The sequence below is a fragment of the Streptomyces sp. 351MFTsu5.1 genome (genome assembly GCF_000383655.1).
Lineage (GTDB): Bacteria > Actinomycetota > Actinomycetes > Streptomycetales > Streptomycetaceae > Streptomyces > Streptomyces griseorubiginosus.
Genome location: NZ_KB911783.1, coordinates 121,280 through 147,369, shown reverse-complemented (window position 1 = coordinate 147,369; position 26,090 = coordinate 121,280). Strand labels below are relative to the sequence as shown.

Here is a 26,090-nt window from a genome sequence, read left to right as displayed (position 1 = left end):
CATGGCCGACGATCCCTTTGTCATCGGCGGTACGTCGTTCTCGTCCCGGCTGATCATGGGCACGGGCGGGGCGCCCAGCCTGGACGTCCTGGAGCGGGCGCTGGTCGCCTCCGGGACCGAGCTCACGACGGTCGCGATGCGGCGGGTGAACCCGTCGGTGCACGGCTCGGTGCTGTCCGTCCTGGAGCGGCTCGGCATCCGGGTGCTGCCCAACACGGCGGGCTGCTTCACGGCCGGCGAGGCGGTTCTCACGGCCCGTCTCGCGCGCGAGGCGCTCGGCACCGACCTGATCAAGCTGGAGGTCATCGCCGACGAGCGGACCCTGCTCCCGGACGGCGTGGAGCTGCTGGACGCGGCCGAGACCCTGGTCGACGACGGCTTCACGGTGCTGCCGTACACGAACGACGACCCGGTGCTGGCCCGCCGTCTCGAGGACGTGGGCTGCGCGGCGATCATGCCGCTCGGCTCCCCGATCGGCTCCGGGCTCGGCATCCGCAACCCGCACAACTTCCGGCTGATCGTCGAGCACGCGCGGGTGCCGGTGATCCTGGACGCGGGGGCGGGTACGGCGTCCGACGCGGCCCTGGCGATGGAGCTGGGGTGCGCGGGGGTGATGCTCGCCTCGGCGGTGACGCGGGCGCAGGAGCCGGAACTGATGGCCCGGGCGATGCGGCACGGCGTGGAGGCGGGCCGGCTGGCGTACCGGGCGGGGCGGATCCCCCGCCGGCACTTCGCGGAGGCGTCGTCGCCGGCGGAGGGCCTGGCCGCACTGGATCCGGAGCGGCCGGCCTTCTGAACCGGATGCGGTCCGTCCGGACTCTGAACACACGTTCGACCGCGGACTCGGGCAGGTGCGACCTCCGTCACAGCTCGGCTCCAGTACCGCCCCTGTTCCGGCCGAACCCGATCGGCTGTCAGCCGTGGCTCGTAGACTCGCCTGCGTGGATACGACCCTTCAGGACCCGCTGGTCGGGCAGGTGCTCGACGGCCGCTACCGCGTGGACGCGCGGATCGCGGTCGGCGGGATGGCCACGGTCTACCGGGCCCTGGACACCCGTCTGGACCGCGTGCTCGCGCTCAAGGTGATGCACCCCGCGCTCGCGGCGGACGGGATTTTCGTCGAGCGGTTCATCCGGGAGGCCAAGTCCGTCGCCCGACTGGCCCACCCCAATGTGGTGCAGGTCTTCGACCAGGGCACCGACGGGTCGTACGTCTATCTCGCCATGGAGTACGTGGCCGGCTGCACCCTGCGTGACGTGCTGCGTGAGCGCGGCGCGCTGCAACCGCGCGCCGCCCTGGACATCCTGGAGCCGGTCCTGGCCGCACTCGGCGCCGCGCACCGCGCCGGGTTCGTGCACCGGGACATGAAGCCGGAGAACGTCCTCATAGGGGACGACGGCCGGGTCAAGGTCGCCGACTTCGGGCTCGTGCGGTCGGTGAACAACGTGACCAACAGCTCCGGAGCGGTCCTCGGCACCGTCTCCTACCTGTCACCGGAACAGATCGACCAGCCCAACACCGCCGACGCCCGCGTCGACGTGTACGCCTGCGGCGTCATGCTGTACGAGATGCTGACCGGCAGCCAGCCGCACGAGGGCGAATCCCCCGCGATAGTGCTCTACAAGCACCTCCACGAGGACGTCCCGCCGCCCTCGGCCGTGGTCCCGGGGCTGCCGTACGAACTGGACGAGCTGGTCGCCTCGGCCACCGCCCGCGCCCCGGAGCTGCGCCCGTACGACGCGGTGGCGCTGCTCGCGCAGGCCCGTGCCGCGCACGGCAGGCTGAGCGACGACCAGCTGGACATGGTGCCGCCGCAGGCGCTCCCGTCGGGGTACACGGGCGCCGAGAACCGTACGAGCGTGATCCCGCGGTCCCTGACCGTGCCCCGGCTGCTCCCGGTCAACGAGGACGAGCCGGTCCACCACCGCACCAGCGTCCTGGAGACCCCACCGCCCCCGCCCCGGCGCAGCCGTGCCTCCCGCGGCGGTTCCCGGCGCGGCCCCCTCCTGATCGTCGCCGCGGTCCTGCTGGCGCTCGGCCTCGGTGCGGGCGTCTGGTACATCAACTCCGGCCAGTTCACCCGGGTCCCGGCCCTGCTGGCGAAGACCGAGGCACAGGCGCGTGACCGCCTCGACGAGGTGGGGCTGGAGACCGGCAAGGTCACCTACGCCTACAGCGACACCGTCAAGCGCGGGACCGTGATCAGCACGGACCCGGGGGTGGGCAGCCGCATACGGAACAACGACTCCGTGGCGATCACCGTCTCCAGGGGCCCGCAGACGGTCAAGGTGCCCGACGTGGACGGCGACGCACTGGGCACGGCGCGCACCCGGCTGAAGGCCGAGGGGCTCCAGCCCGGCATGGTCACCCGGGAGTTCAGCGACGACGTCCCCAGGGGCTTCGTGATCAGCATCGACCCGTCGGGCGGCACCACCCTGCGCACCGGCTCGGCGATCGCCCTCACCGTCAGCAAGGGCGCCCCGGTCGACGTCCCGGACGTCACCGGCGAGGACCTGTCCGACGCGAGGTCCGACCTCGCGGAGGCCGGCCTGAAGGTGAAGATCGCCGACACGCGGGTCAACTCCGAGTACGACGCTGGCCAGGTGGCCCGGCAGAGCCCCGAATCCGGCGGCCAGGCCGCCGAGGGCGACACCGTCACCCTGACGATCTCCAAGGGCCCCGAGATGATCGAGGTCCCGGACGTCACGGGCGACAGCGTCGACGACGCGAAGTCCGCGCTGGAGAAGGCCGGGTTCCAGGTCGACGAGGATCGGGGACTGCTCGGGCTGTTCGGCGACACGGTGAGGAAGCAGTCGGTGGAGGGCGGGGACACGGCGCCCAAGGGGTCGACGATCACGATCACGATCCGCTGAGAGCAGCTGCGCCGGGCTTAGGCAGGGCGCCTACGAGGGTGCCGGGTGCGGTTTACGGGCGGCCGCGGGTCTGTCGGGGCTGGTCGCGCAGTTCCCCGCGCCCCTGGGGGACTGCAGTCCCCCGCCCTGCATCAGCTCCCCCAGGCAATGGGACCCTTGACCGGTGACAACTCAGCGCAACCCCGTCGGCGGCCATGTGCCCGTGGCCGGCGGTCTCCACTCCGTCGGGCTCTCCTACGCCCGTGACCTGAACGCCGAGACCGTGCAGGTCTTCGTCGCGAACCCGCGCGGGTGGGCCACCCCCGCCGGGAACCCGAAGCAGGACGAGGCGTTCCGCGAGGCGTGTGCCGATCAGGCGATCCCGGCGTACGTCCACGCGCCCTACCTGATCAACTTCGGCTCCCACACGGAGGCGACCGTGGAGAGGTCCGTCGACTCGCTCCGGCACTCGCTGCGACGCGGACGGGAGATCGGCGCGCTGGGTGTCGTCGTGCACACCGGCAGCGCGACCGGCGGCCGGGACCGTTCCGTGGCCCTCAAGCAGGTCCGCGAGCACCTGCTCCCGCTGCTCGACGAGCTCACCCACGACGACGACCCGTTCCTGCTGCTGGAGTCCACGGCCGGCCAGGGCTTCTCGCTCTGCTCACGGACCTGGGACTTCGGCCCGTACTTCGAGGCCCTGGACGCCCACCCGAAGCTGGGCGTCTGTCTGGACACCTGCCACATCTTCGCGGCCGGCCACGACCTGACCGGCCCGTCCGGCATGCACCAGACGCTGGACCTGCTGGTGGACACGGTCGGCGAGGGCCGTCTGAAGCTGATCCACGCCAACGACTCCAAGGACGTGGTCGGCGCCCACAAGGACCGCCACGAGAACATCGGCTCCGGCCACATCGGCGAGGACCCCTTCCGCGCCCTGATGACCCACCCCGCCACCGAGGGCGTCCCCCTGGTCATCGAGACCCCCGGCGGCAAGGAGGGCCATGCGGCGGACGTCGAGCGACTGAAGAAACTCCGGGAGGCGGGGCCCGTTGAGGAATACCCCTAGGGGGTATACGGTTCCGACCAGTGCAGGAACCGTCACCCGACTCTGGGGGTACCCGTGCAGCACCAAGGCTCCAGCTGGAAAACGGCCGTCCAGGCCACCCTCCACTGCCTCACCGGCTGTGCCGTCGGCGAGGTGCTCGGCATGGTCGTCGGCACCGCACTGGGCTGGGGAAACCTGCCGACGACCGTCCTGGCGATCGCGCTCGCCTTCCTCTTCGGCTACTCGTTCACCCTGTACGGCATCCTCAAGGCCGGCCTCGGTCTCGCCGCCGCCGTCAAGGTGGCCCTGGCCGCCGACACCGTGTCCATCGCCGTGATGGAGCTGATCGACAACGGGGTGATCGCCCTGTGGCCGGACGCCATGGACGCGACACTCGCCGACCTGCTGTTCTGGGCCTCACTGGCGATCTCGCTGGCCATCGCGTTCGTCGTGACCGTGCCGGTCAACAAGTGGATGATCGGCCGCGGCAAGGGACATGCCGTGGTCCACGAGCACCACGAACACCACGCGCACTGATGGACCTCACAGCTCGGGGCCGTCCCCCGGCTCCTCCTGGTAGGAGTACCGCTGTTCCTTCCAGGGGTCGCCGACGTTGTGATAGCCGCGCTCCTCCCAGAAGCCGCGGCGGTCGGCGGTCATGTACTCCACGCCACGGACCCACTTGGGCCCCTTCCAGGCGTACAGCTGGGGGACGACCAGGCGGAGCGGGAAGCCGTGCTCGGCGGTGAGCGGCTCGCCGTCCTTGTGGGTGGCGAAGATCGTGCGCTCGGACGCGAAGTCGGCCAGGCGGAGGTTGGAGCTGAAGCCGTACTCGGCCCAGACCATCACATGGGTGACGGCGGGCGCGGGCGGGGCGAGTTCCAGGATGGTCCGGGCGGGAATGCCGCCCCACTCGGAGCCGAGCATGCTGAACTTCGTCACGCAGTGCAGGTCGCCCACGACACTGGTGTACGGCAGCGCCGTGAACTCCTCGTGGTTCCAGCACTGCTTCTCGCCGTCCGCGGTGGCGCCGAAGACCCGGAACTCCCAGCGCTCGGGCCGGAACTTGGGGACCGGGCCGTAGTGCGTGACCGGCCAGCCGCGCTGGAGCCGCTGTCCCGGCGGAAGCTCGGAGTGTGCCGCTGCTCCACCCTCGCGCTCCTCCGGCTGACCCATGCCTTCCATCCTGACAGACCCGAGGGGATGCACCTGACCAGCCACCCCTCAGAACAGCCCAAAATGGACTAAGCATGCCCTTACTAACTAAGTGGAGACTTACTGGACGATCTTCTTCGCCGGTGCAAGGATGCGGCCCAACCTGGCCAGTTCCCCACGGCGGAAGGAGCCTCTGCGATGCAGGGCGACCCCGAGGTCATCGAATTCCTCAACGAGCAGCTCACGGCCGAGCTCACCGCGATCAACCAGTACTTCCTGCACGCGAAGATGCAGGAGAACTTCGGCTGGACGAAGCTCGCGAAGTACACGCGGCACGAGTCGTTCGACGAGATGAAGCACGCCGAGGTGCTGACCGACCGCATCCTCTTCCTGGAGGGACTGCCGAACTACCAGCGGCTGTTCCACGTCCGCGTGGGCCAGACCGTCAAGGAGATGTTCGAGGCCGACCGGCAGGTGGAGGTCGAGGCGATCGACCGCCTCAGGCGCGGGATCGAGGTGATGCGCGCGAAGGGCGACATCACGTCCGCGAACATCTTCGAGTCGATCCTCGCGGACGAGGAGCACCACATCGACTACCTCGACACACAGCTGGAACTGCTGGAGAAGCTCGGCGAGGCGCTCTACATCGCGCAGCTGATCGAGCAGCCGGAGAGCTAGGCGGCCTCTTCGAGCGCTTCGAGCTCGGCCAGGACCGGCGTGGCGGCGTCGGCGGCGGCAGGACGCGGGTACGCGCCCCGGCCGAGGATCGCCTGGATGCGCCGTACGCAGGAACCGCAGTCGGTGCCCGCCTTGCAGGCGGAGGCAATCTGGCGCGGCGTGCAGGCGCCGTCCTCCGCGTGCTTCTTGACCTGCGTCTCGGTTACACCGAAGCAGCTGCACACGTACACGCGGATTCACCTCCCGCCGAGATCGATAAGGCTAACCTAACCTTACCCGGCGCCGGGTGGCGACAAAAGTGGTGTGGGGCGCGGATCGTATGTGATCCGCGCCCCACAGCCGTCTCAGGGACTCACTGGTCCCGGTACATCTCCGCGACGAGGAAGGCCAGGTCGAGCGACTGGCTGCGGTTCAGCCGGGGGTCGCAGGCCGTCTCGTAGCGCTGGTGCAGGTCGTCGACGAAGATCTCGTCGCCGCCGCCCACGCACTCGGTGACATCGTCACCGGTGAGCTCGACGTGGATGCCGCCCGGGTGGGTGCCGAGGCCCTTGTGGACCTCGAAGAAGCCCTTGACCTCGTCGAGCACGTCGTCGAAGCGGCGGGTCTTGTGGCCGGAGGCCGCCTCGAAGGTGTTGCCGTGCATCGGGTCGGTGACCCAGGCGACGGTGGCACCGGACGCGGTGACCTTCTCGACCAGCTCGGGCAGCTTGTCGCGGACCTTGTCGGCGCCCATGCGCACGATGAAGGTCAGCCGGCCGGGCTCCCGGTCCGGGTCGAGGCGCTCGATGTACTGGAGCGCGTCCTCGGCCGTGGTCGTCGGGCCGAGCTTGATCCCGATCGGGTTGCGGATCTTCGACGCGAACTCGATGTGCGCGCCGTCCAGCTGCCGGGTGCGCTCACCGATCCACACCATGTGCGCCGAGACGTCGTACAGGTGCCCGGAGCGCGAGTCCACGCGGGTGAGCGCCGACTCGTAGTCGAGGAGCAGCGCCTCGTGCGAGGAGTAGAACTCGACGGTCTTGAACTCCTCCGGGTCGGTCCCGCAGGCCCGCATGAAGTTCAGCGCCTGGTCGATCTCCCGGGCGAGCTGCTCGTAGCGCTGGCCGGAGGGGGACGACTTCACGAAGTCCTGGTTCCAGGCGTGCACCTGGCGCAGGTCGGCGTAACCGCCGGTGGTGAAGGCGCGCACCAGGTTGAGCGTGGAGGCGGAGGCGTTGTACATCCGCTTCAGCCGCTCGGGGTCCGGGATCCGGGCCTTCTCGTTGAACTCGAAGCCGTTGACCGAGTCGCCGCGGTAGGTCGGCAGGGTCACGCCGTCACGGGTCTCGGTGCCCTTGGAGCGCGGCTTGGAGTACTGGCCGGCGATGCGGCCCACCTTGACGACCGGCACCGAGGCGGCGTACGTCAGCACGGCGCCCATCTGGAGCAGCGTCTTGAGCTTGTTGCGGATGTGGTCGGCGGAGACCGCGTCGAAGGCCTCGGCGCAGTCGCCGCCCTGGAGGAGGAACGCCTCTCCCTTGGCGACCGCCGCCATCCGGGCGCGCAGCTGGTCGCACTCGCCCGCGAAGACGAGCGGCGGATACGACTCGAGGTCCGCGATCACTGCGCGCAGAGCCTCGGTGTCGGGGTACTCGGGCTGCTGCGCCGCGGGCAGGTCTCGCCAGGTGTTGCCAGCACTCGCGCTGGTCTTAGCGTTCACTGTCACGTCCTCAACATTACGGGGTCGTGTCATGGCTCCAGCGCCATGCCCATCAAGTGAGACACCGGAAACACTCCCCGGACATGGGGTAGGGTGCCGCACATGTTCGCGCATTCGACCCAGAACTGGTGGTGGACCGCTCATCCGGCGGCCCACTGACTGCGCGTACGCAAGACTTCGCGAAGGCCGCCCGAGGGGCGGCCTTCGGCGTTTCCGGGGTCGTTCCTCACCGCGATCGAGACCAGACGGCAGAGGAACCATGGACCTGACCCAGCTCCTGCACGACGACCGCCCCTTCGCCCTGCTGCGCCGCCGCACACCGGGCCATGACGAGAACACCGTCGAGGTGTTCCTCGGGCCGGTCAGCACCTACGACCGCCTCGCCGACCTCCCTGACGAAGGCCTGGCGCTCGTCCCCTTCCGCCAGATCCGCGAGCGCGGGTTCGACGTGCGGGACGACGGGACGCCGTTGTCGGTGCTGGTCCCCGAGGAGACGCACCGCCTCCCGCTCGCCGAGGTGCTGGACCGGCTCCCGTCCCACGACGTCCGGGTCGAGAACGGCGGCTTCGACGTGGCCGACGAGGAATACGCCGAGATCGTCGGGCGTGTCCTGCGCGAGGAGATCGGGCGCGGGGAGGGCGCCAACTTCGTGATCCGGCGGACCTACGAGGGCGGGATCCCGGGATTCTCCCGCGCCGACGCCCTCGCCCTGTTCCGGCGGCTCCTCGAAGGCGAGCGGGGCGCGTACTGGACCTTCGTCGTCCACACCGGTGAGCGCACGCTCGTCGGCGCGAGCCCCGAGGTGCACGTGCGGATGTCCGGCGGGACCGTCGTGATGAACCCGATCAGCGGCACGTACCGCTATCCCGCCGAGGGCCCCACCCCCGAGCACCTGCTCGACTTCCTCGCCGACGGCAAGGAGATCGAGGAGCTGTCGATGGTCGTCGACGAGGAGCTCAAGATGATGTGCACGGTCGGCGACATGGGCGGGGTCGTGATCGGGCCCCGGCTCAAGGAGATGGCCCACCTCGCGCACACCGAGTTCGAACTGCGCGGGAAGTCCTCGCTGGACGTCCGGGAGGTGCTGAAGGAGACCATGTTCGCGGCGACCGTCACGGGCTCGCCGGTGCAGAACGCCTGCCGGGTCATCGAGCGGCACGAGGTGGGCGGGCGCGGCTACTACGCCGGTGCGCTGGCCCTGCTCGGCCGGGACTCCGGGGGCGCTCAGACCCTCGACTCCCCCATCCTGATCCGCACCGCGGACATCGCCGCCGACGGCCGGCTGCGGGTCCCGGTGGGCGCCACCCTGGTGCGCGGCTCGGACCCGGTGAGCGAGGTCGCGGAGACCCACGCGAAGGCCGCGGGGGTGCTGGCGGCCCTTGGGGTACGGCCGTCCCGGCCGCGCGGGGAGCACGCGCGCGTGAGCCTCTCCGACGACCCACGCGTGCGTGCCGCGCTCGACGGGCGCCGGGCCCACCTCGCGCCGTTCTGGCTGCGGATGCAGGAGCTGTCGTACGACCTGGAGGGGCACGCCTTCGTGGTCGACGGCGAGGACACCTTCACGTCGATGCTCGCGCACGTGCTGCGCTCGGGCGACCTGGAGGTGACCGTCCGGCGCTACGACGAGCCGGGGCTCAGGGAGGCCGTGCTCGCGCACGAGGGGCCGGTGGTGCTCGGGCCGGGTCCGGGTGACCCGTCCGACCTCACCGACCCCAAGATGCGGTTCCTGCGCGAGCTGACCGCCGAGGTCGTCCGGGACCACCGGCACGGCGTGCTCGGCGTCTGCCTGGGCCACGAGCTGCTCGCGGCGGAGCTGGGCCTGGAGATCGTCCGCAAGGAGGTGCCCTACCAGGGCGCCCAGACCACGGTCGATCTCTTCGGGCGGCCGGAGACCGTCGGCTTCTACAACAGCTTCGTGGCGCGCTGCGACGACGACACCGCCGAGGAGCTGGCCGCGCACGGCATCGAGGTGAGCCGGGACGGCAACGGAGAGGTGCACGCGTTGCGCGGCCCCGGCTTCGCGGGCGTCCAGTTCCACCCCGAGTCGGTCCTGACCCTGAACGGTGCCGCCGTCGTACGGGAGTTGGTGGGGCAGCTGCGCCGCACGGCCGTGTAGGCGTCAGCACGGCTGTGCGGGCGTCAGCCGAAGAACACCCCCACCTCCTCGTACAGCTTGGGATCGACCGTCTTGAGCTGGGCCGTGGCCTCGCCGATGGGGACGCGGACGATGTCCGTGCCGCGCAGGGCGACCATCTTGCCGAAGTCGCCGTCGTGGACGGCCTCGATGGCGTGCAGGCCGAAGCGGGTGGCGAGCCAGCGGTCGAAGGCGCTCGGGGTGCCACCGCGCTGGATGTGCCCGAGCACGGTGGTGCGGGCCTCCTTGCCGGTGCGCTTCTCGATCTGCTTGGCCAGCCACTCGCCGACCCCGGACAGGCGCACATGGCCGAAGGAGTCGAGCGACTGGTCCTTGAGGACCATGTCGCCGTCCTTCGGCATGGCGCCCTCGGCGACGACCACGATCGGGGCGTACGACGCCCTGAAGCGGGAGGTGATCCAGGCGCACACCTGCTCGACGTCGAAGCGCTGTTCGGGGATGAGGATGACGTTGGCGCCGCCCGCGAGCCCGGAGTGCAGGGCGATCCAGCCCGCGTGACGGCCCATCACCTCGCAGACCAGGACCCGCATGTGGGACTCGGCGGTGGTGTGCAGCCGGTCGATGGCCTCGGTGGCGATGCCGACCGCGGTGTCGAAGCCGAAGGTGTAGTCGGTGGCGGAGAGGTCGTTGTCGATGGTCTTCGGTACGCCGACACAGGGCACGCCGTGCCGGTCGGAGAGCTCGGCCGCGACGCCCAGGGTGTCCTCGCCGCCGATCGCGATGAGCGCCTCGACGTCCCGCGCGGCCAGGTTCTCCTGGATCCGGCGGATGCCGTCCTCCTGCTTGAGCGGGTTGGTGCGGGAGGAGCCGAGGATGGTGCCGCCGCGGGGCAGGATGCCGCGCACGGCCGGGATGTCGAGGGGGACGGCGGCGTCCTCCAGTGGACCCCGCCAGCCGTCCCGGAAGCCGGTGAAGTCATAGCCGTACTCCTGTACGCCCTTGCGGACGACGGCCCGGATGACGGCGTTGAGGCCGGGGCAGTCGCCGCCTCCGGTCAGTACTCCGACGCGCATGGACGGTTCCCTTCGCCGTAGGTGTCCGACGAAGGGTCAGTGTGACGCGCGTCTCACTCGTCGTCGAGGCCTCGTTCGATGGCGTACCGGACGAGCTCGACCCTGTTGTGGAGTTGCAGCTTGCCGAGGGTGTTCTGGACGTGGTTCTGGACCGTGCGGTGCGAGATCACCAGGCGTTCGGCGATCTGCTTGTAGCTCAGGCCCTTGGCGACCAGGCGCAGCACCTCGGTCTCGCGCTCGGTGAGCTGCGGAGCCTTGGGCTGGTCGGGATCGTTGCCGGGCGCGGGGTCGGTGGCCAGGCGGCGGTACTCGCCGAGGACCAGGCCGGCTAGGCCGGGCGTGAAGACGGGGTCGCCGACGGCCGTACGGCGGACCGCGTCGAGGAGTTCCTCGGTGGAGGCCGACTTCAGCAGATAGCCGGTCGCTCCGGACTTCACGGCCTCCAGGACGTCTGCGTGCTCGCCGCTGGCGGACAGCACGAGGACGCGCAGGGCAGGGTTGTGGGCGACGAGTTCCTTGCAGACCTGGACGCCGGGCTTGACCGGCAGGTTCAGGTCCAGGACCAGGACGTCTGGGTCCGCCGCCTTGGCCCGGCGTACGGCCTGGTCGCCGTCGCCCGCGGTGGCGACCACGTCGAAGCCGGACTCGGCCAGGTCCCGGGCGACCGCGTCGCGCCACATGGGGTGGTCGTCGACCACCATCACCTTGATCGGGTCCTTGTCGTTCATCGCTGTCCTGCCTTCCCCCGTGAGACCTTCGGTACCTTCAGCTCGACCTCCGTGCCCTGCCCCGGAGGAGAGATCAGCTCGGCGCTGCCGCCGAGGTCGCGCAGCCGGCCCCGGATCGACAGGGCCACCCCGAGCCGTCCCTCGCCCTCGGCCTGGGCGAGCCTGCCCTCGGGGATGCCGGGGCCGTCGTCGCGCACCGTCACGATCACCTCGTCGGGCTCGTCCTCGACGAGGATCCACGCGCGTGCGTGCTCGCCGGCGTGCCGGTGCACGTTGTCCAGGGCGGCCCCGACGGCCGCGGCCAGCTCGCGGGCGGCGGGCGGGGGCAGCGGGACGGGGGCGCCGGGCTCGACGAGGGAGACCTTCGCCGAGGCGTAGGGGGCGAGCAGCGCGCGCAGGTCGAGGGGGCCGTCGTCGTCCGCCTCGTCCTCCACCACGTGGACGACCGCCCCCTGGGCCGCGTCCGAGGACACCCGGGACACGGTCGCCAGGCCGCCGGAGACCAGCGTGCGCAGTGCGACCTCCTGCTCGCCGGCCATCCGGCCCAGCTCGGCCGCCTCACCGCCGAGGACCGCGCCCCGGCGCTGCACCATGGCCAGCACCTGGAGCACGCTGTCGTGGATGTCGCGGGCCAGGCGCTCACGCTCGCGGGTCGCCGCCTCGATCTCCAGGGCGCGGGCGAGGGTGCGCTCGGAGGCGCGGGCGACCTCGACGACGTAGCCGATGGCGATGGAGGCGACCCAGACGAGGATCACGTTGTGGACGGTGTCGCGGGCCGGCTGGCCGCGCTCGACCAGGTTGGCGGCGGCGACCGGCGTGGAGGCGAGGGCGGCCCAGCGCCAGCCGCCCTTGATGGCAAAGGCCAGGACGGAACCGGCGGTCCATATCGACGGCAGGGTGGGCCCGCCGCTGTCGATGTGGTGCTGGTTGACGACCAGCGGGGTCAGGACGATGCCGGAGAGTGCGATCGCGAGGTCGACGGCGAGGAAGCGCTTGGTGCACGCGGCCGCGTTCTGGACGCGGGGCAGGGTGGCGAGCGTCCAGACGCACAGGACGACGTAGTAGGCGATGGCGATGCCGGGCCGGTCGAAGTCGTCGTACTGGCTGGCGAAGAGCCCGACCGCGTACAGCATGGTGAGCACGCGGTATCCGGTCAGGGCACGCCACAGCGGCTGCTCGACGGACATGCGCATGACGCGTACCTGTTTGGCCATCTCCCCCACCCCCGGCCCGGACTGCCGTGTCCCAGGATCCTAGGACGCGGACGCGCCGGGCTTGTCCTTCTCGGCCTTGGCGGCCTTCTCCGCCTTCGCGGCCTCCGAGATCTGCCGCTTGGCCGCCGTCGCGTAGATGTCGACGTACTCCTGGCCGGAGAGCTTCATGATCTCGTACATGACCTCGTCGGTCACCGCGCGCAGCACGAAGCGGTCGTGCTCCATGCCCTGGTAGCGGCTGAAGTCCAGGGGCTCGCCGATCCGGATGCCCGGGCGCATCAGCTTGGGCATCACCTTGCCGGGCGGCTGGATCTTCTCGGTGTCGATCATCGCGACGGGGATGACCGGGGCGCCGCTGGCGAGCGCCACGCGCGCGAGACCGCCGGGCTTGCCGCGGTACAGGCGGCCGTCGGGCGAGCGGGTGCCCTCGGGGTAGATGCCGAACAGCTCACCGCGCTCCAGGACGTCGAGGCCGCTCCTGATCGCCGCCTCACCGGCGCCGCGCGCGCCGGAGCGGTCCACCGGGAGCTGGCCGACGCCCTTGAAGAAGGCGGCCGTGAGGCGGCCCTTCACCCCGGGCGTGGTGAAGTACTCGGCCTTCGCGATGAAGGTGACCTTGCGGTCGAGGACCGCCGGGAGGAAGAAGGAGTCGGAGAAGGACAGGTGGTTGCTCGCCAGGATGGCGGCACCCTCGGCGGGAATGTTCTCCAGGCCTTCCACCCAGGGCCTGAAGGCGACCTTCAGCGGCCCGCCGATGGCGACCTTCATCGTGCCGTACAACAACCGAGTGCCTCCTGTGTCCGTCGTTCAGACCTTAACCCGGAGCGCTGTCAAAGAGTCCGACGGCCCTGGTCGGTGTCAGTGCGGTCGCGTACGGTGAACCACACCCGGACTTGCTCACACTTCTTTCATGAACAGGAGACCCAGGTGCCGGTCCTCCCCGGAGCCGAGCCGTTCCGCCATGAGGGCGGGGAGGCCGGTGTCCTTCTCTGCCACGGCTTCACCGGTTCCCCCCAGTCGCTGCGTCCCTGGGCCCAGCACCTCGCCGACCGTGATCTGACGGTCTCCCTGCCCCTGCTGCCCGGGCACGGCACCCGCTGGCAGGACATGGCACTCACCGGCTGGCAGGACTGGTACGCGGAGGTGGACCGCGAGCTGCGCGCCCTGAGCGAGCGCTGCACCTCCGTCTTCGTGGCCGGGCTCTCCATGGGCGGCACCCTGGCCCTCAGGCTCGCCGCCCGGCACGGGGACGCGGTCAGCGGAGTCGTGGTCGTCAACCCGGCGAACCGGATGCACGGCCTCGCGCCGTACGCCCTTCCGGTGGCCCGGCACTTCGTGCGCACCGCGCCCGGGATCGCCAGCGACATCGCCAAGGAGGGCAGCGTCGAGCTCGGGTACGACAGGGTGCCGTTGCACGCGGCGCACTCCCTGCGGACCTTCTTCCGGCAGGTCGACGGCGAGCTGCCGCAGGTCACCCAGCCGCTGCTGGTGCTGCGCAGCGCCCGGGACCATGTGGTGCCGGCGGCCGACACCGCGCGCGTGCTGAGCCGGGTGTCGTCCACGGACGTAACAGAGATCGTGCTGGAACAGAGCTACCACGTGGCGACGTTGGACCATGACGCGGAGCGGATTTTCGACGAGAGCCTCGCGTTCATCGGCCGGCACACCACCGGCATCGGCAGTGAAGGGACGGCCGCCCGTGGCTGAGCACGACTCCGACCGTGAGGACCGCGAGGGCCACGAGGGCCACGAGCCGGAGGAGCAGGGCGTCCCGTTCGACGAGGAGGCCGCGTGGGCGGCCATCGTCGCGGGGTACGGCGAGGAGCCGAAGGACCCGCCGGGCACCAAGCCGTTCAAGTCGGTCGAGGACCTCGCGCTCCTGGAGACCGAGACCAACGACGAGCCGACGACCACGGAGAAGACGGAACCCGGCCCGCGGAAGGACGAGAAGCCCGCGAAACCGCTGGGCGGCTCCGTCGCCTTCGCACCCGGTGTCGGACCGCGCGACTACAGCGCCCCGGAGCCGTCCGAGGACGACTTCGAGGAGGACGACGAGGGCCACTTCGTCCCGCCGGAGCCGCCGCCGCTGCCCGCCGCCGACACCACCGCGAAGTTCGCGTGGCTGGGGGTGCTGGGCGGCCCGCTCCTGCTGCTGGTCGCGGTGCTGCTCGGCTGGGAGATGACCTGGTGGCTGGCCACGGTCGGGATCGGCGGCTTCCTGGGCGGCTTCGTCACGCTGGTGACGCGGATGCGGACGGACGACGAGGACGACGGCGATCCCGGGCGGGGAGCGGTCGTCTAGCTCGCGGGAATGTTGAGGGTGGCCAGGACCGGGAGGTGGTCGGTGGCCGCCCTCAGGTCTGTCCCGGTGATCCCGGGGAGGCCGGTGGGGACTCCGCAGCCGAGCACCTCGATGCCCTTGGTGGCGAAGACGGCGTCGATGCGCTGCGGGGGCTCCGAGTGGGTCCAGGTGTGCTCGCCGCCGGTGGGGCTGGTCGCCCAGCAGTCCTGGAGGTTGGCCGCGAGGCGGCTGAAGGCGGGTCCCGAGGGGCGCTCGTTGAGGTCGCCGCCGGCGATCGCGTGGTCCACGCCCATGCCGGCGAGGCGGTCGAGGAGTGCGCCCGCCTGGTCGTAGCGCTCGTCCTTCTGGAGCGAGAGGTGACAGCTCAGCACGCCGAGGCGGGCGCCGCCGATCCGTACGACGGCGGTGGCGAAGCCCCTGCGGTGCAGCCCCGGGGTGAGGGGGAGCAGGACGTCCTCCGTGCGCTCGACCGTGACCCGCAGGTTGCAGAGGATGGCGGGCCCCGCGGCGGTGCCGCCACCGGTGAGGATGACCAGCCCCGATGCCGACGCGAGCCGCGCGAGCTTCTTGCGCCAGCGGAAGAAGAGGGGAGCTTCTTGGATCAGGACGAGGTCGGGTTCACAGGCGCTGATGACACGGGCGAGGGCGTCGGTGTCGTCGCGCATCGAGCGGATGTTGTAGCTCAGGACTTTGACCGGAACCATGTGGATCAATTTACGCCCAAGGGAGAGGGGCGCGAGGGCTGTGCGCGACTGCCGGTCCTCTGTGGCTGGTCGCGCAGTTCCCCGCGCCCCTGAAAAAGCTGCAGTCACCGTTACATGATCGGATCGGGCTCTCTCGCCAGGTCCGCCGCGCCCACCAGGCCCGCCTCGTTGCCCAGTTGGGCGGCGATCACGTCGGCGACCGGGCGCCAGTTGCCGCCGACCAGCCAGCGCTTGTAGGACTTGCGGATCGGGTCCAGGACCAGTTCGCCCTCGTCGGACAGGCCGCCGCCGACGATGAAGGCGGAGGGGTCGAAGAGGGAGGCGAGGTCGGCGAGGCCCGCGCCGGCCCAGCGGGCGAGCTCCCGGTAGGAGTCGACGGCGACCGGGTCTCCCTGGCGGGCGGCCATGGAGATGTGCTTGCCCTCGATGCCGTCGGGGCTGCCGTCGCCGAGACCGAGGAGGATCTCGGCGTTCTCCGGGGTGGCGTTGGCGCGCTGCTTGGCGTACCTCACCAGCGCCCGCCCCGACGCGTACTGCTCCCAGCAGCCCTGCGAGCCGCAGCCGCACATCAGGCCGTCCGGGACCATGCGGATGTGGCCGAACTCGGCGGCCACGCCGAAGTGCCCGCGGCGCAGCTTGTTGCCGATGATGATGCCGCCGCCGAGGCCGGTGCCGAGGGTGATGCAGATGACGTTGCGGTGGCCCTTGCCCGCGCCGAACTTGTACTCGCCCCAGGCGGCCGCGTTGGCGTCGTTCTCCACGACGACCGGAAGGCCGACGCGAGCCTCGACCTTCTGCTTCAACGGCTCGTTGCGCCAGTGGATGTTGGGGGCGAAGTAGACCTCCGAGCGCTGGCGGTTGACGTATCCGGCCGCACCGATGCCCACGCCCACGATGTCGTGTCCGGCACGCGCGCCCTCCACCGCCGAGGCGATCGCGTCCACGATGCCCTCGGCCGTGCCCGGGGTCGGCACCTTGTAGGTCGAGAGGATGTTGCCTTCCTCATCGACCACGCCGGCCGCGATCTTCGTGCCGCCGATGTCGACGCCGATGGTGAGTCCCATGAATCCCTCAGTTTCGGTCGAGCCCCGCTACGGTCAACCGTACCCGAGGCCCTGCCGTCACAGGGTTTCAGTCCAAGTCGATGCGCTCGCCGGGGCCGGTGCCCTCGCCCCGGTCGGGGCCGTTTCCGTCGGGGTCGCGCGGTCCGGTGCCGCGGGCCGTCCAGCGCTGTTCCTGGGCCTGGACCGCGGAGCGGTACGCGGCGAGGAGTTCCCCGCCCGCGGCCGCGAGGTGGTCGAAGACATCCGGGTTGCGCTCGATGACCGGTTCGACCGCGGCCTTGGCCTGCTGGACGACCTGCCGGACCACCTGCTGGGCGGCGGGTCCGGCGATGCCGCCGAGCAGCGGGGACTGGATGCCGGACAGCTTCTCGGCGACGTTGTCGACGAGCTTGCGCAGTTCCTCGGCCGCCGAGCCCGGGGGCGGACCGTACTGGGTTCGGCGGCGGGCCTTCTCCGCCGCGAGGTCCTCAGCGGCCGCCGTCGCCCACGCGTCGGCGTCGGTCGCCCGTACCTCGTCGTTCGCCTCGTGTTCCCCGGCGTCGGACGGGGGGAGCTGTTCGCTCATGACGGACTCCTGACTACGGTTCGTCCCTCCGACGTTACCCGAACGGCCGTACGCGGTTCACGGGGTGCGGGGCCACAGCTCCGGGTCCGGCGCGAACCGGATCCGCAGCTCGCCGTCGCGCAGGGCGGCGCCGGCCACCGTGCAGCGCCGCAGAACGGAGGGCAGCGCGACGATCCGGCGGAACTGCCCGGCGGTGACGACGAGTTCGTCACCGCGCCGGATCAGGTCCAGTTCCTCGCGTACGGCGCAGGGCAGCGGGATGTGCCACACCAGGACCCCGTCCTCGGCGAGCTGGTCGGCGACGGGCCACTCGACGGTGGAGGTCGTGGCGTTGACGCCGGGCACCTGGAGGGCGTCGAGGTCGTCGGTGCCGCGCGGGTCGTGGCCGAGGTGCGGGAGGGCCCGGACGTCGTACGTCTCCTGCCACTCCTCCAGAACCTTGCGCTGCTGGGCGACCAGGCCGGGGTGCCAGTCCTCCGGTACGACCCGGCTGGCGACCAGGGTGTCGGGGCGCAGGCCGCGCAGTGCGAGGGCGAGGGTCGCGGACCGTACGGCGTCGCTGCCCGCGGGGCCGGGCTCGGCGACCAGGCGTACGACCCGGTGCCGGTCGGCGAGGACGGCCTCGACCGCGCCGAGTTCGGTGTCCCAGCGGGCGGCGGTCTCGTACAGCCACTCCGAGGGCATGGGGACCCCGGCGAGGCGTCCGAGCACGGGCCGCAGACCGGCGGCGGCCTGGCGCTCGGCCGGCAGGAGGCGGCGCAGGTAGCGGCGCAGTTCCTCGGGGAGGGAGAGGAGGGCGAGGGCCTGCGGGGTGGGCGGCAGATCGACGACGAGCAGCTCGTGCCGCTCGGAGAGCGCCGCGTCGCGCAGGGCGCGCAGGAGGGTGAGTTCCTCGGCGCCGGGCAGCGGGGTGACCTCCTCGGGGTCGAGCCGGGAGGCGCCGAGCAGGTTGAGCACGTTGGAGGCGCGGTCCTGGAAGCCGGCGAGGTCGTCACGGAAACCGGCGGTCGCGTCGGGGCGCCACGCGGTGAGGTGCGCGGAGACCTGGACGGGGGTCGCGCCGGTCGGTGTGCCGAGGATCGTGCCGAGGGTGTCGGTGCGGTCGGCACTCAGCACGAGGGTGCGGGTGCCCTCGCGGGCGGCGGTGAGCGCGGTGGCGGCGGCGACGGTGGTGCGTCCGCTGCCGCCGGGGCCGGTGATCAGGATGGTGCGCATAGGGGTGAACCGTAACGGACTCGGCGGTTCAGTCGGCTGCGGGCCGGTGGGGGCGGACCCGCACCCTGAAGCGCGCCCCTACTGCCCGGACTCCACCCTCTTCTTCAGTCCCGCCAGCGCCCGGTCGATGATGACCTTCTCCGCCTTGCGCTTGATCATGCCCAGCATCGGGATCTTGACGTCGACCGTCAGCAGGTAGGTGACCTCCGTCGCCCCCGCCCCCGCCGGCTTCAGGACGTACGAGCCGTCCAGCTGCCGCAGCATCTGGGACTTCACCAGCGTCCAGGAGACCTCGTTCTCGCCGGTCCATGTGTAGCCGAGCACCTGGTCGTCCTTGATGGCGCCCGCGTCCATGACCAGCCGGACCTGCTCGGCGCGGCCGGACGCGTCCGTCGAGAGCACCTCCGCCTGCTTCACCTCGCCGGTCCAGTCCGGGTAGCGGGCGAAGTCGGCGATCACGGCCATGACGTCGGCCGGCGCAGCTTCGATCGTGATGCTCGAACTGGTGTGTTCCGCCATCGCCGTGGCTCCTCCAGATACGGTCCGGTGAGGAAGGGGGACGCACGCGTACGCACGTCTGTGCAGCGTGAAGGCTACCGCGCGTGCGGACTCACCATTCCAGCGCCCATGGCTTCCCGGTCCCCGCGAAGTGCCCCACGTTCACGCACTCGGTCGCCCCGATCCGCATCCGCCGGGTGAGGGGCTGGTGCACATGGCCGAAGAGGGAGTACCGGGGGCGGGTCCGGCGGATCGCGTCCAGCAGCGCCCGGCTCCCCCGCTCGAACCGCCGCGCCACCGTGTCGTAGACCAGCTCCGGCACCTCGGGCGGGATATGGGTGCACAGCACGTCGACCTCGCCGACCGCCTCGATCTTGGCCGCGTACTCCTCGTCGCTGATCTCGTACGGCGTCCGCATGGGGGTGCGCAGGCCGCCGCCGACGAAGCCGAACGTCCAGCCGCCGATCTCCACCCGCTCGCCGTCGAGCACGGTGGTCCCGGGTTCGGCGTACTCCGGCCAGAGGGACGGCATATCGACATTGCCGTACGTGGCGTACGTCGGCGTCGGGAAGGCCGCGAACATCTCGGCGTACTGCTTGCGCACCGCCGTCTCGATCACCGAGGCCCGGTCGGCGCCGATGCCGCCCCACAGCCGGGCGCCTAGCTCCCGCGCCTCCTCGAAGCGGCGGGCGGTGCGCAGTTCCACGATCCGGTCGGCGTTCTCCACGCCGAACAGGTCGGGGAAGATCCCGCGGGAGTGGTCGGCGTAGTCGAGGAAAAGAACAAGGTCACCCAGGCAGATCAGGGCGTCGGCGCCCTCGCCGGCTCTGGCCAGGTCACGGGCGTTGCCGTGCACATCGCTGACCACATGAACGCGCGTAGTCCGGCTTCCGGCCGGTGAGGGTGCCATGACGATCAAGAGTAGGCCTGTGGGGCATACGTGAACAGTGGCGGCCGGGCCTGCGGTTACTGGCCAGTCAGTAAGCAGGTGGACTACTGTGCGGCAAGAACCCCCATCCATGTGACGCACCGAACATCTCGTCGGGACCCCCTGTCGAAGAAGCCATACCGGCGGGTAACGTCCGGGCAGTCCAGTCGTGCTCAGCATTTCAATCACTGCGATCCTGAGCACCTGCCCGAGCCTTGGACCGACCGTCGCAGCACACAACGTCGTGGCGCCGGCGCCCTATGAGGAGCAGCAGTCTTGCGCGAGTTCAGCCTTCCGGCTTTGTACGAGGTCCCTGCGGACGGCAATCTCACCGACATCGTCCGGAGAAACGCCGCGCAGCATCCCGACGTCGCCGTCATCGCCCGCAAGGTGGGCGGCGCGTGGCAGGACGTGACGGCCACCGCCTTCCTGGCCGAGGTGCACGCCGCCGCCAAGGGGCTCATCGCCTCCGGCGTCCAGCCGGGCGACCGGGTCGGTCTGATGTCGCGCACCCGCTACGAGTGGACGCTGCTCGACTTCGCCATCTGGAGCGCGGGCGCGGTCACCGTGCCGGTGTACGAGACCAGCTCGCCGGAGCAGATCCAGTGGATCCTCTCCGACTCCGGCGCGACCGCCTGTGTCGTGGAGCTGGACGCGCACTCCGCGGCCGTCGAGTCGGTGCGCGAGCAGCTGCCCGCGCTCAAGCACGTCTGGCAGATCGAGGGCGGCGGGCTCGAGGAACTGGGCCGCGCGGGCAAGGACATCAGCGACGCGGCCGTGGACGAGCGCAGCTCGCTGGCGAAGGCCGACGACCCGGCCACCATCGTCTACACCTCCGGCACCACCGGCCGCCCCAAGGGCTGTGTGCTGACCCACCGCAGCTTCTTCGCGGAGTGCGGCAACATCGTGGAGCGGCTGCGTCCGCTGTTCCGCACCGGCGAGTGCTCGGTGCTGCTGTTCCTGCCGCTCGCGCACGTCTTCGGGCGGTTGGTGCAGATCGCGCCGATGATGGCGCCGATCAAGCTGGGCATGGTCCCGGACATCAAGCAGCTCACCGACGAACTGGCGTCCTTCCGGCCGACGCTGATCCTCGGCGTGCCGCGGGTCTTCGAGAAGGTCTACAACTCGGCGCGCGCCAAGGCGCAGGCGGACGGCAAGGGCAAGATCTTCGACAAGGCCGCCGACACCGCGATCGCGTACAGCAGGGCGCTGGACACCCCCTCGGGCCCGTCGCTCGGCCTGAAGATCAAGTACAAGACCTTCGACAAGCTGGTCTACAGCAAGCTGCGGGCCGTGCTGGGCGGTCGGGGCGAGTACGCCATCTCCGGCGGCGCCCCGCTCGGCGAGCGCCTGGGTCACTTCTTCCGCGGCATCGGCTTCACGGTCCTGGAGGGCTACGGCCTGACCGAGTCCTGTGCGGCCACCGCGTTCAACCCGTGGGACCGCACGAAGATCGGTACCGTCGGCCAGCCGCTGCCGGGTTCGGTGATCCGGATCGCGGACGACGGCGAGGTGCTGCTGCACGGCGAGCACCTGTTCAAGGGCTACTGGAACAACGAGGCCGCCACGGCCGAGGCGCTCACCGACGGCTGGTTCCACACCGGTGACATCGGCACGCTCGACGAGGACGGCTACCTCAGGATCACCGGCCGGAAGAAGGAGATCATCGTCACGGCGGGCGGCAAGAACGTCGCCCCGGCCGTGATCGAGGACCGTATCCGGGCGCACGCGCTGGTCGCGGAGTGCATGGTGGTGGGTGACGGGCGGCCGTTCGTGGGCGCGCTGGTCACCATCGACGAGGAGTTCCTGGGCCGTTGGGCCGAGGAGCACGGCAAGCCGGCGGGTTCCACCGCGGCGTCGCTGGCCGGGGACGCGGACCTGAACGCGGCGATCCAGGCCGCGGTCGACGACGGCAACGCCGCGGTGTCGAAGGCGGAATCGGTGCGGAAGTTCCGCATTCTGTCCTCCCAGTTCACGGAGGAGACGGGCCACCTCACGCCGTCGCTGAAGCTCAAGCGCAATGTGGTGGCGAAGGACTTCGCCGGCGAGATCGAGGCCATCTACGCCAAGTAGTCACCGGCACAGGGCTTATGGCGCGGTGTCCTCCACGAGGACCCGCGCCATCGTCCGTTCGGCGAGTGCCGTGATGGTGACGAACGGGTTCACCCCGATGTTGCCGGGGATCAGCGAGCCGTCGGTGACGTACAGCTTCGAATACCCCTTCACCCGGCCGTAGTTGTCGGTGGCCTTGCCCAGCACGCAGCCACCCAGCGGGTGGTAGGTGAAGTCGTCGGCGAAGACCCGGCTCGGGGAGCCGAAGAGGTCGTACCGGTAGATGGTCGAGTTGGCGGAGTTGATCCGGTCGAAGAGCTTCTTGGCCATGCCGGAGGAGACCGCGCTCTGTGCGGCGCTCCAGTCGAGGCTCAACCCCCCGCTGCCGTAGGAGAATCTGGCGCGCTGCGGGTTCTTGGTGATGGCCAGGTACAGGCTCACCCAGTGCTCCAGTCCCGTGGGCAGAGGCGCGATCTCGGCGAAGACGGGGTTGTCGGTGTTGGCCCAGTCGTCGATGCCCATGACCGGCATGGTCGACTGGTTGGCCCCGACGGTGTCCCACAGGTGGTTGGCCCGCCCGAGCATGGTGTTGCCGTTGGGTCCCCAGCCCGCGCCGACGCTCGCGTCCAGCGCCGGGAGCGTCCCCGACTGCCGTGACCGCAGCAGGAGTTCACTCGTGCCGAGGCTGCCGCCGCCGAGGAACAGATAGGTGCAGGAGTACTGCTTGGTCTCGACGACCGCGCCGGTGTAGTCGATGCGGTCGGCGGTCAGCACCCAACTGCCGTCGCTCGCCCGGCTGATGCCGGTGACCTTCTCCAGGGTGTGGATGGTGACGTTGCCGGTGCCGAGCGCGGACGCCAGATACGTCTTGTCGAGACTCTTCTTGCCGAAGTTGTTGCCGTAGATGACCTCCTGGCCGAGGGCGGACTTGGTGGCGGTGCCGGCGGCCTCGCGCTGCATGTAGCCGAAGTCGTAGACGCTGGGCACGAAGGTGGTCTTCAGGCCGGTCTTCTGGGCGTGCTTCCGGGAGACGCGGGTGAACTGGTACCACTCGGTCGACTCGAACCAGGCCGGGTCGACGGTGTTGACGCCGAGCATGGCGCGGGCGCGCGGGAAGTACGTGGAGTACATCTCGGCGGTGTCGACGGTCGGGAACTGCTCGGCGAAGTAGGACTGGAGCGGCGTGACCGCCATGGAGCCGTTCACCAGGGAGCCGCCGCCGACTCCGCGGCCCACGAAGACGGACATGTTGGCGAAGTGGACGCGGTCCAGGACGCCGGGGTAGGGGGTGATGTCCTTGTTGACGACGTCCAGCCACAGGAAGCTGGCCAGCGGCGCCTCGGTGCGGGTGCGGAACCACATGGAGCGCTGGTCGGGGCTGGCGGTGTTGCAGAACACCTTGCCGTCGGGGCCCGCGGTGTTCCAGAGCCTGCCCATTTCCAGGACGAGGGTGCGGATACCGGCCTGGCCCAGCCGGAGGGCGGCGACGGAGGCACCGTAGCCGGAGCCCACGACGATGGCGGGTGCGGACTCGACCGCGGCGGGCTCGTCCGCGCGGGCCGACTGGAGCCCGACGCGGGTGAAGCCGAGAGTGGCCGCCGTCTGGAGGGCGGCCATACCAAGGATCTGACGTCTAGTCAGCTGACGCTGTATCAGTTTTCCGGTCATGGCCGCAGCATCGGCGGATTATCGGCCTCCGGCTATAGCAATGTCTTCAACTTTTCCGCCAACAAATCCCATCGCCACTTCTCCTCGACCCACTCCCGTCCCCGCTCCCCCATGCGCCTCCGCAGTTCCGCGTCGCCGAGGAGAACGGTGATCCGCTCGGCGGCCTCCTCCGGGGAACCGCCGCGCACGACCCACCCGGTCTCCCCGTCGAGCACGGCGTCCGGGGCGCCTCCGGAGTCCCCCGCGACGACGGGCAGCCCGGTGGCCGAGGCCTCCAGGTAGACGATCCCGAGCCCCTCGACGTCGAGCCCGCCCCGCCGGGTCCGGCACGGCATCGCGAAGACGTCCCCGGCGCCGTAGTGAGCGGGCAGCTCGGCCCAGGGCACGGCTCCGGTGAACCGCACGGAGGCGGCGACCCCGGTCTCGTGGGCGAGCTTGCGCAGCTCCTTCTCGTACGGGCCACCCCCGACGACCAGCAGCACGGCGTCGGGCTCCGCGGCCAGAATCCGCGGCATGGCGAGGATGAGGGTGTCCTGCCCCTTGCGCGGCACCAGCCGCGAGACGCACACCACCACCGGCCGGTCCGTGAGCCCGAGCCGCGCCCGCACGGCGTCCCCGCCGGACCCGGGGTGGAAGGTCTTCTCGTCGACCCCCGGCGGCAGCTGCACCATCCGCCCGGCGGCCGCCGACGACAGCGCGCCGGCGATCCGCGACCGCGTGTACTCACCGAGGTAGGTGATCGTGTCCGTGGACTCCCCGATCCGGCCCAACAGCTGCCGTGCGGCGGGCAGTTGGGCCCACCCGGCCTCGTGCCCGTGGGTCGTCGCCACCAGCCGCTCCGCCCCGGCCCTCCTGAGCGCCGGAGCCATCAGCCCGAGCGGCGCGGCCGCCCCGAACCACACCGACGTGCACCCGTGCTCCCGCAGCAGCCCGACGGCCCTGCGGGTCGCCCCGGGTGTCGGCAGCAGCATGGTCGTGGAGTCCCGTACGACGGTGAAGGGCTGCTCGGCGTCGAAGGCCGCGGTCGCCTCGGCGCCCTCCCGGCCGCGCTTCCACGTGGAGGCGTAGACGACCAGCCGCTCGGGGTCGAGCCGCAGCGCCATGTTGTGCAGGAACGCCTGGATGCCACCGGGACGGGGCGGGAAGTCGTTCGTCACGATCAGGGTCTTGTGCATCGCCGCCGACCCTACCGAACGGGCTGCTCACAGCCGGGCCCGGCCGCGTTTGTGGCACCCTCACAGGAGAGCGGGACATCATGTTCCCCTCAAGACCGGACATGAACGGCAGGGGACCACGTGGACACGACGGCCTGGCGGCGATCCCTCACCGGACTGCTGCTCACCTGGGGCGTGACCAGGCTGTTGCTGCTGCTCTGGGTGTACAAGGTGTACGTCTTCCCGGGCCCGGACGTCACCAGTGACGTGTCGGTCATCTACCAGGGCTGGTACGACGTCCTGCGCACCGGAACGTTCCCGCAGGACGACGTGACCTGGCAGTACCCGCCCGCCGCGGCCCTCGCGATCCTCTCCCCGGCGCTGCTGCCGTTCCTGGAGTACACCCAGGCCTTCTTCCTCATCGCCTTCGCCGCAGACCTGGCCGTCCTCGCCCTGCTGCTGTACGCGGGCCTGCGCCCCGGCCGGCGGCTGCGCGGGGCCTGGGTGTGGGTGGCGGGCGTACCGCTGCTCGGACCGACCGTCTACTCCCGCTACGACGTGATGGTGACCGCGGTGGCGGTCGCCGCGGTCCTCGCGGCCGCCCGGCATCCCCGCGTGGCCGGGGCCCTGGTGGGCTTCGGGGCCATGCTGAAGGTGTGGCCCGCGCTGGTCCTGGTCGGGATCCGCAGGCGGAGCATCTGGGCCTGGGCGGCGGTGACGGCCGGCGTGGTCGCGGGGGCGTTCTCCCTCGCGATGCCCGGGGCCTTCGCCTTCGTGACCTTCCAGCGGGAACGGGGCACCGAGGTGGAGTCGCTGGGCTCCCTGGTCTTCCACATCGCCCGGCGCCACGGCTGGAACGGCTCGGTGCTGCTCAACTACGGCTCGGTGGAGTTCCTCGGCCCGTGGGTGACCCTGGTCTCGACGGCCGCGCTGGTGCTGACCGGCATGGCCTTCGGACTGCTGCTGCTGTGGCGGCTGACGGCCACCCGGTTCCAGGCCCACACGGCGGCCGACGCGGCCCTGGTGGCGGTGCTGATGTTTACCACCACCAGCAGGGTGATCAGCCCGCAGTACATGGTGTGGCTGGTGGGCCTGGCGGCGGCCTGTCTGTGCTTCCGCGCCAGCCGGATGGGGCTGCCGGCCGTCCTGGTGCTGGTGGCGTGCTTCGTGACGGTCCTGGAGTTCCCGATCTGGTTCGCGGACGTGGTCGGCAGCACCCCGCGCGGAATCGGCCTCCTCGTCGTCCGCAACGGCCTCCTGGTCCTCGCCACGGCCATCGGCATGCGCGAACTCTGGCGCGACACGATCCCCCAGCAGCCCCTCCCGACCCCGCCCCCGCCCACGACCCCGGATCAGACGGAAACCCCGGCCCAGGAGGCCCCGGCGTCCTCCTGAACG

The 26,090-nt window shown here is 70.8% G+C and carries 26 protein-coding genes; 11 read left to right on the top strand and 15 right to left on the bottom strand.

Translation table 11 applies throughout. The annotated features are described in order from the left end of the window. Window position 1: 1 nt before the first annotated feature. The 4 genes from H295_RS0121555 (at window position 2) to H295_RS0121540 (ending at window position 4,437) form a co-directional block, all read left to right on the top strand. Window positions 2-796, top strand: coding sequence for a thiazole synthase (locus H295_RS0121555; RefSeq protein WP_020137425.1), 795 nt, complete (start codon window positions 2-4; stop codon window positions 794-796). A 145-nt stretch (window positions 797-941) separates the two neighbouring features. Next, complete coding sequence (gene pknB / locus H295_RS0121550; RefSeq protein ID WP_028809604.1) at window positions 942-2,873, top strand: Stk1 family PASTA domain-containing Ser/Thr kinase; 1,932 nt, start codon at window positions 942-944, stop codon at window positions 2,871-2,873. A gap of 163 nt (window positions 2,874-3,036) precedes the next feature. Next, the gene (locus H295_RS0121545) at window positions 3,037-3,921 is read left to right on the top strand and encodes a deoxyribonuclease IV (RefSeq protein WP_078616714.1); all 885 of its coding nucleotides are present in this window, start codon (window positions 3,037-3,039) and stop codon (window positions 3,919-3,921) included. A 54-nt stretch (window positions 3,922-3,975) separates the two neighbouring features. After that, the gene (locus tag H295_RS0121540; RefSeq protein ID WP_020137422.1) at window positions 3,976-4,437 is read left to right on the top strand and encodes a DUF4396 domain-containing protein; all 462 of its coding nucleotides are present in this window, start codon (window positions 3,976-3,978) and stop codon (window positions 4,435-4,437) included. Between the two features lie 6 nt (window positions 4,438-4,443). Here the strand turns inward: H295_RS0121540 and H295_RS0121535 are convergent, their stop codons facing one another. Beyond that, window positions 4,444-5,076 (bottom strand): sulfite oxidase-like oxidoreductase, encoded by a 633-nt coding sequence (locus H295_RS0121535; RefSeq protein ID WP_020137421.1) that lies wholly within the window; start codon window positions 5,074-5,076, stop codon window positions 4,444-4,446. A gap of 177 nt (window positions 5,077-5,253) precedes the next feature. Between H295_RS0121535 and bfr the strand changes: the two genes are divergently transcribed. Beyond that, window positions 5,254-5,733 (top strand): bacterioferritin, encoded by a 480-nt coding sequence (bfr, locus tag H295_RS0121530; protein WP_020137420.1) that lies wholly within the window; start codon window positions 5,254-5,256, stop codon window positions 5,731-5,733. Here bfr and H295_RS0121525 read toward each other — a convergent pair. Together H295_RS0121525 and H295_RS0121520 are read right to left on the bottom strand one after the other, a co-directional pair. Further along, window positions 5,730-5,963 carry a (2Fe-2S)-binding protein gene (locus H295_RS0121525; protein ID WP_020137419.1) on the bottom strand — a complete coding sequence of 78 codons (234 nt, stop codon included), beginning with the start codon at window positions 5,961-5,963 and terminating at the stop codon, window positions 5,730-5,732. The two genes, bfr and H295_RS0121525, sit on opposite strands and share 4 nt — an antisense overlap. 122 nt (window positions 5,964-6,085) lie before the next feature. After that, window positions 6,086-7,438 carry a class II 3-deoxy-7-phosphoheptulonate synthase gene (locus H295_RS0121520; RefSeq protein WP_028809603.1) on the bottom strand — a complete coding sequence of 451 codons (1,353 nt, stop codon included), beginning with the start codon at window positions 7,436-7,438 and terminating at the stop codon, window positions 6,086-6,088. 96 nt (window positions 7,439-7,534) lie between these two features. On the opposite strand from H295_RS0121520, the gene H295_RS48745 reads away from it, so the two are divergent. Then, the gene (locus H295_RS48745) at window positions 7,535-7,591 is read left to right on the top strand and encodes a trp operon leader peptide (RefSeq protein ID WP_071528813.1); all 57 of its coding nucleotides are present in this window, start codon (window positions 7,535-7,537) and stop codon (window positions 7,589-7,591) included. A 100-nt stretch (window positions 7,592-7,691) separates the two neighbouring features. After that, window positions 7,692-9,548: a phenazine-specific anthranilate synthase component I gene (locus H295_RS0121515; protein WP_020137417.1), complete on the top strand. Its 1,857-nt coding sequence runs from the start codon at window positions 7,692-7,694 to the stop codon at window positions 9,546-9,548. Between the two features lie 23 nt (window positions 9,549-9,571). Here H295_RS0121515 and H295_RS0121510 read toward each other — a convergent pair whose 3' ends face one another. Genes H295_RS0121510 through H295_RS0121495 form a run of 4 tightly spaced genes read right to left on the bottom strand, consistent with a single transcriptional unit; the run spans window position 9,572 to window position 13,325 of the window. Further along, entirely contained in the window at window positions 9,572-10,600 is a 1,029-nt protein-coding gene (locus H295_RS0121510; RefSeq protein WP_020137416.1) for a 6-phosphofructokinase, read from the bottom strand. A 53-nt stretch (window positions 10,601-10,653) separates the two neighbouring features. Beyond that, the gene (locus tag H295_RS0121505; RefSeq protein ID WP_020137415.1) at window positions 10,654-11,328 is read right to left on the bottom strand and encodes a response regulator; all 675 of its coding nucleotides are present in this window, start codon (window positions 11,326-11,328) and stop codon (window positions 10,654-10,656) included. After that, a complete protein-coding gene (gene macS / locus H295_RS0121500) occupies window positions 11,325-12,542 on the bottom strand; it encodes a MacS family sensor histidine kinase (RefSeq protein WP_028809602.1) in 1,218 nt (405 codons plus the stop codon). Before macS ends, H295_RS0121505 begins: the two co-directional genes overlap by 4 nt. 39 nt (window positions 12,543-12,581) lie before the next feature. Next, window positions 12,582-13,325, bottom strand: coding sequence for a lysophospholipid acyltransferase family protein (locus H295_RS0121495; RefSeq protein ID WP_020137413.1), 744 nt, complete (start codon window positions 13,323-13,325; stop codon window positions 12,582-12,584). Window positions 13,326-13,469: 144 nt separating this feature from the next. On the opposite strand from H295_RS0121495, the gene H295_RS0121490 reads away from it, so the two are divergent. Further along, window positions 13,470-14,249, top strand: coding sequence for an alpha/beta hydrolase (locus H295_RS0121490; protein ID WP_020137412.1), 780 nt, complete (start codon window positions 13,470-13,472; stop codon window positions 14,247-14,249). Then, window positions 14,242-14,844: a hypothetical protein gene (locus H295_RS0121485; protein ID WP_020137411.1), complete on the top strand. Its 603-nt coding sequence runs from the start codon at window positions 14,242-14,244 to the stop codon at window positions 14,842-14,844. Before H295_RS0121490 ends, H295_RS0121485 begins: the two co-directional genes overlap by 8 nt. On the opposite strand, the gene H295_RS0121480 is transcribed toward H295_RS0121485, so the two are convergent. The 6 genes from H295_RS0121480 to H295_RS0121455 all read right to left on the bottom strand — a co-directional run bounded on the left by H295_RS0121480 (window position 14,841) and on the right by H295_RS0121455 (window position 19,758). Then, a complete protein-coding gene (locus H295_RS0121480; RefSeq protein ID WP_020137410.1) occupies window positions 14,841-15,548 on the bottom strand; it encodes an endonuclease/exonuclease/phosphatase family protein in 708 nt (235 codons plus the stop codon). The genes H295_RS0121485 and H295_RS0121480 overlap by 4 nt on opposite strands. A gap of 110 nt (window positions 15,549-15,658) precedes the next feature. Further along, window positions 15,659-16,612, bottom strand: coding sequence for an ROK family glucokinase (locus H295_RS0121475; RefSeq protein ID WP_020137409.1), 954 nt, complete (start codon window positions 16,610-16,612; stop codon window positions 15,659-15,661). A gap of 67 nt (window positions 16,613-16,679) precedes the next feature. Further along, window positions 16,680-17,177 carry a DUF5304 domain-containing protein gene (locus tag H295_RS0121470; RefSeq protein ID WP_020137408.1) on the bottom strand — a complete coding sequence of 166 codons (498 nt, stop codon included), beginning with the start codon at window positions 17,175-17,177 and terminating at the stop codon, window positions 16,680-16,682. A 57-nt stretch (window positions 17,178-17,234) separates the two neighbouring features. Further along, window positions 17,235-18,392 carry an ArsA family ATPase gene (locus H295_RS0121465; RefSeq protein WP_020137407.1) on the bottom strand — a complete coding sequence of 386 codons (1,158 nt, stop codon included), beginning with the start codon at window positions 18,390-18,392 and terminating at the stop codon, window positions 17,235-17,237. Between the two features lie 78 nt (window positions 18,393-18,470). Then, window positions 18,471-18,911 carry an SRPBCC family protein gene (locus H295_RS0121460; protein WP_007381461.1) on the bottom strand — a complete coding sequence of 147 codons (441 nt, stop codon included), beginning with the start codon at window positions 18,909-18,911 and terminating at the stop codon, window positions 18,471-18,473. A 91-nt stretch (window positions 18,912-19,002) separates the two neighbouring features. After that, on the bottom strand, window positions 19,003-19,758 hold the full coding sequence (locus tag H295_RS0121455) for a metallophosphoesterase family protein (RefSeq protein ID WP_020137406.1): 756 nt from the start codon (window positions 19,756-19,758) through the stop codon (window positions 19,003-19,005). A 336-nt stretch (window positions 19,759-20,094) separates the two neighbouring features. On the opposite strand from H295_RS0121455, the gene H295_RS0121450 reads away from it, so the two are divergent. After that, on the top strand, window positions 20,095-21,891 hold the full coding sequence (locus H295_RS0121450; RefSeq protein ID WP_028809601.1) for an AMP-dependent synthetase/ligase: 1,797 nt from the start codon (window positions 20,095-20,097) through the stop codon (window positions 21,889-21,891). Between the two features lie 15 nt (window positions 21,892-21,906). Here the strand turns inward: H295_RS0121450 and H295_RS0121445 are convergent, their stop codons facing one another. Both H295_RS0121445 and H295_RS0121440 read right to left on the bottom strand, forming a co-directional pair. Beyond that, window positions 21,907-23,487, bottom strand: coding sequence for a GMC oxidoreductase (locus H295_RS0121445; RefSeq protein ID WP_020137404.1), 1,581 nt, complete (start codon window positions 23,485-23,487; stop codon window positions 21,907-21,909). 83 nt (window positions 23,488-23,570) lie between these two features. Continuing rightward, window positions 23,571-24,713: a glycosyltransferase family 4 protein gene (locus H295_RS0121440; protein ID WP_020137403.1), complete on the bottom strand. Its 1,143-nt coding sequence runs from the start codon at window positions 24,711-24,713 to the stop codon at window positions 23,571-23,573. 120 nt (window positions 24,714-24,833) lie between these two features. Between H295_RS0121440 and H295_RS0121435 the strand changes: the two genes are divergently transcribed. Beyond that, window positions 24,834-26,087, top strand: a complete 1,254-nt coding sequence (locus tag H295_RS0121435; protein ID WP_020137402.1) for a glycosyltransferase family 87 protein — start codon at window positions 24,834-24,836, stop codon at window positions 26,085-26,087. Window positions 26,088-26,090: the final 3 nt, after the last annotated feature.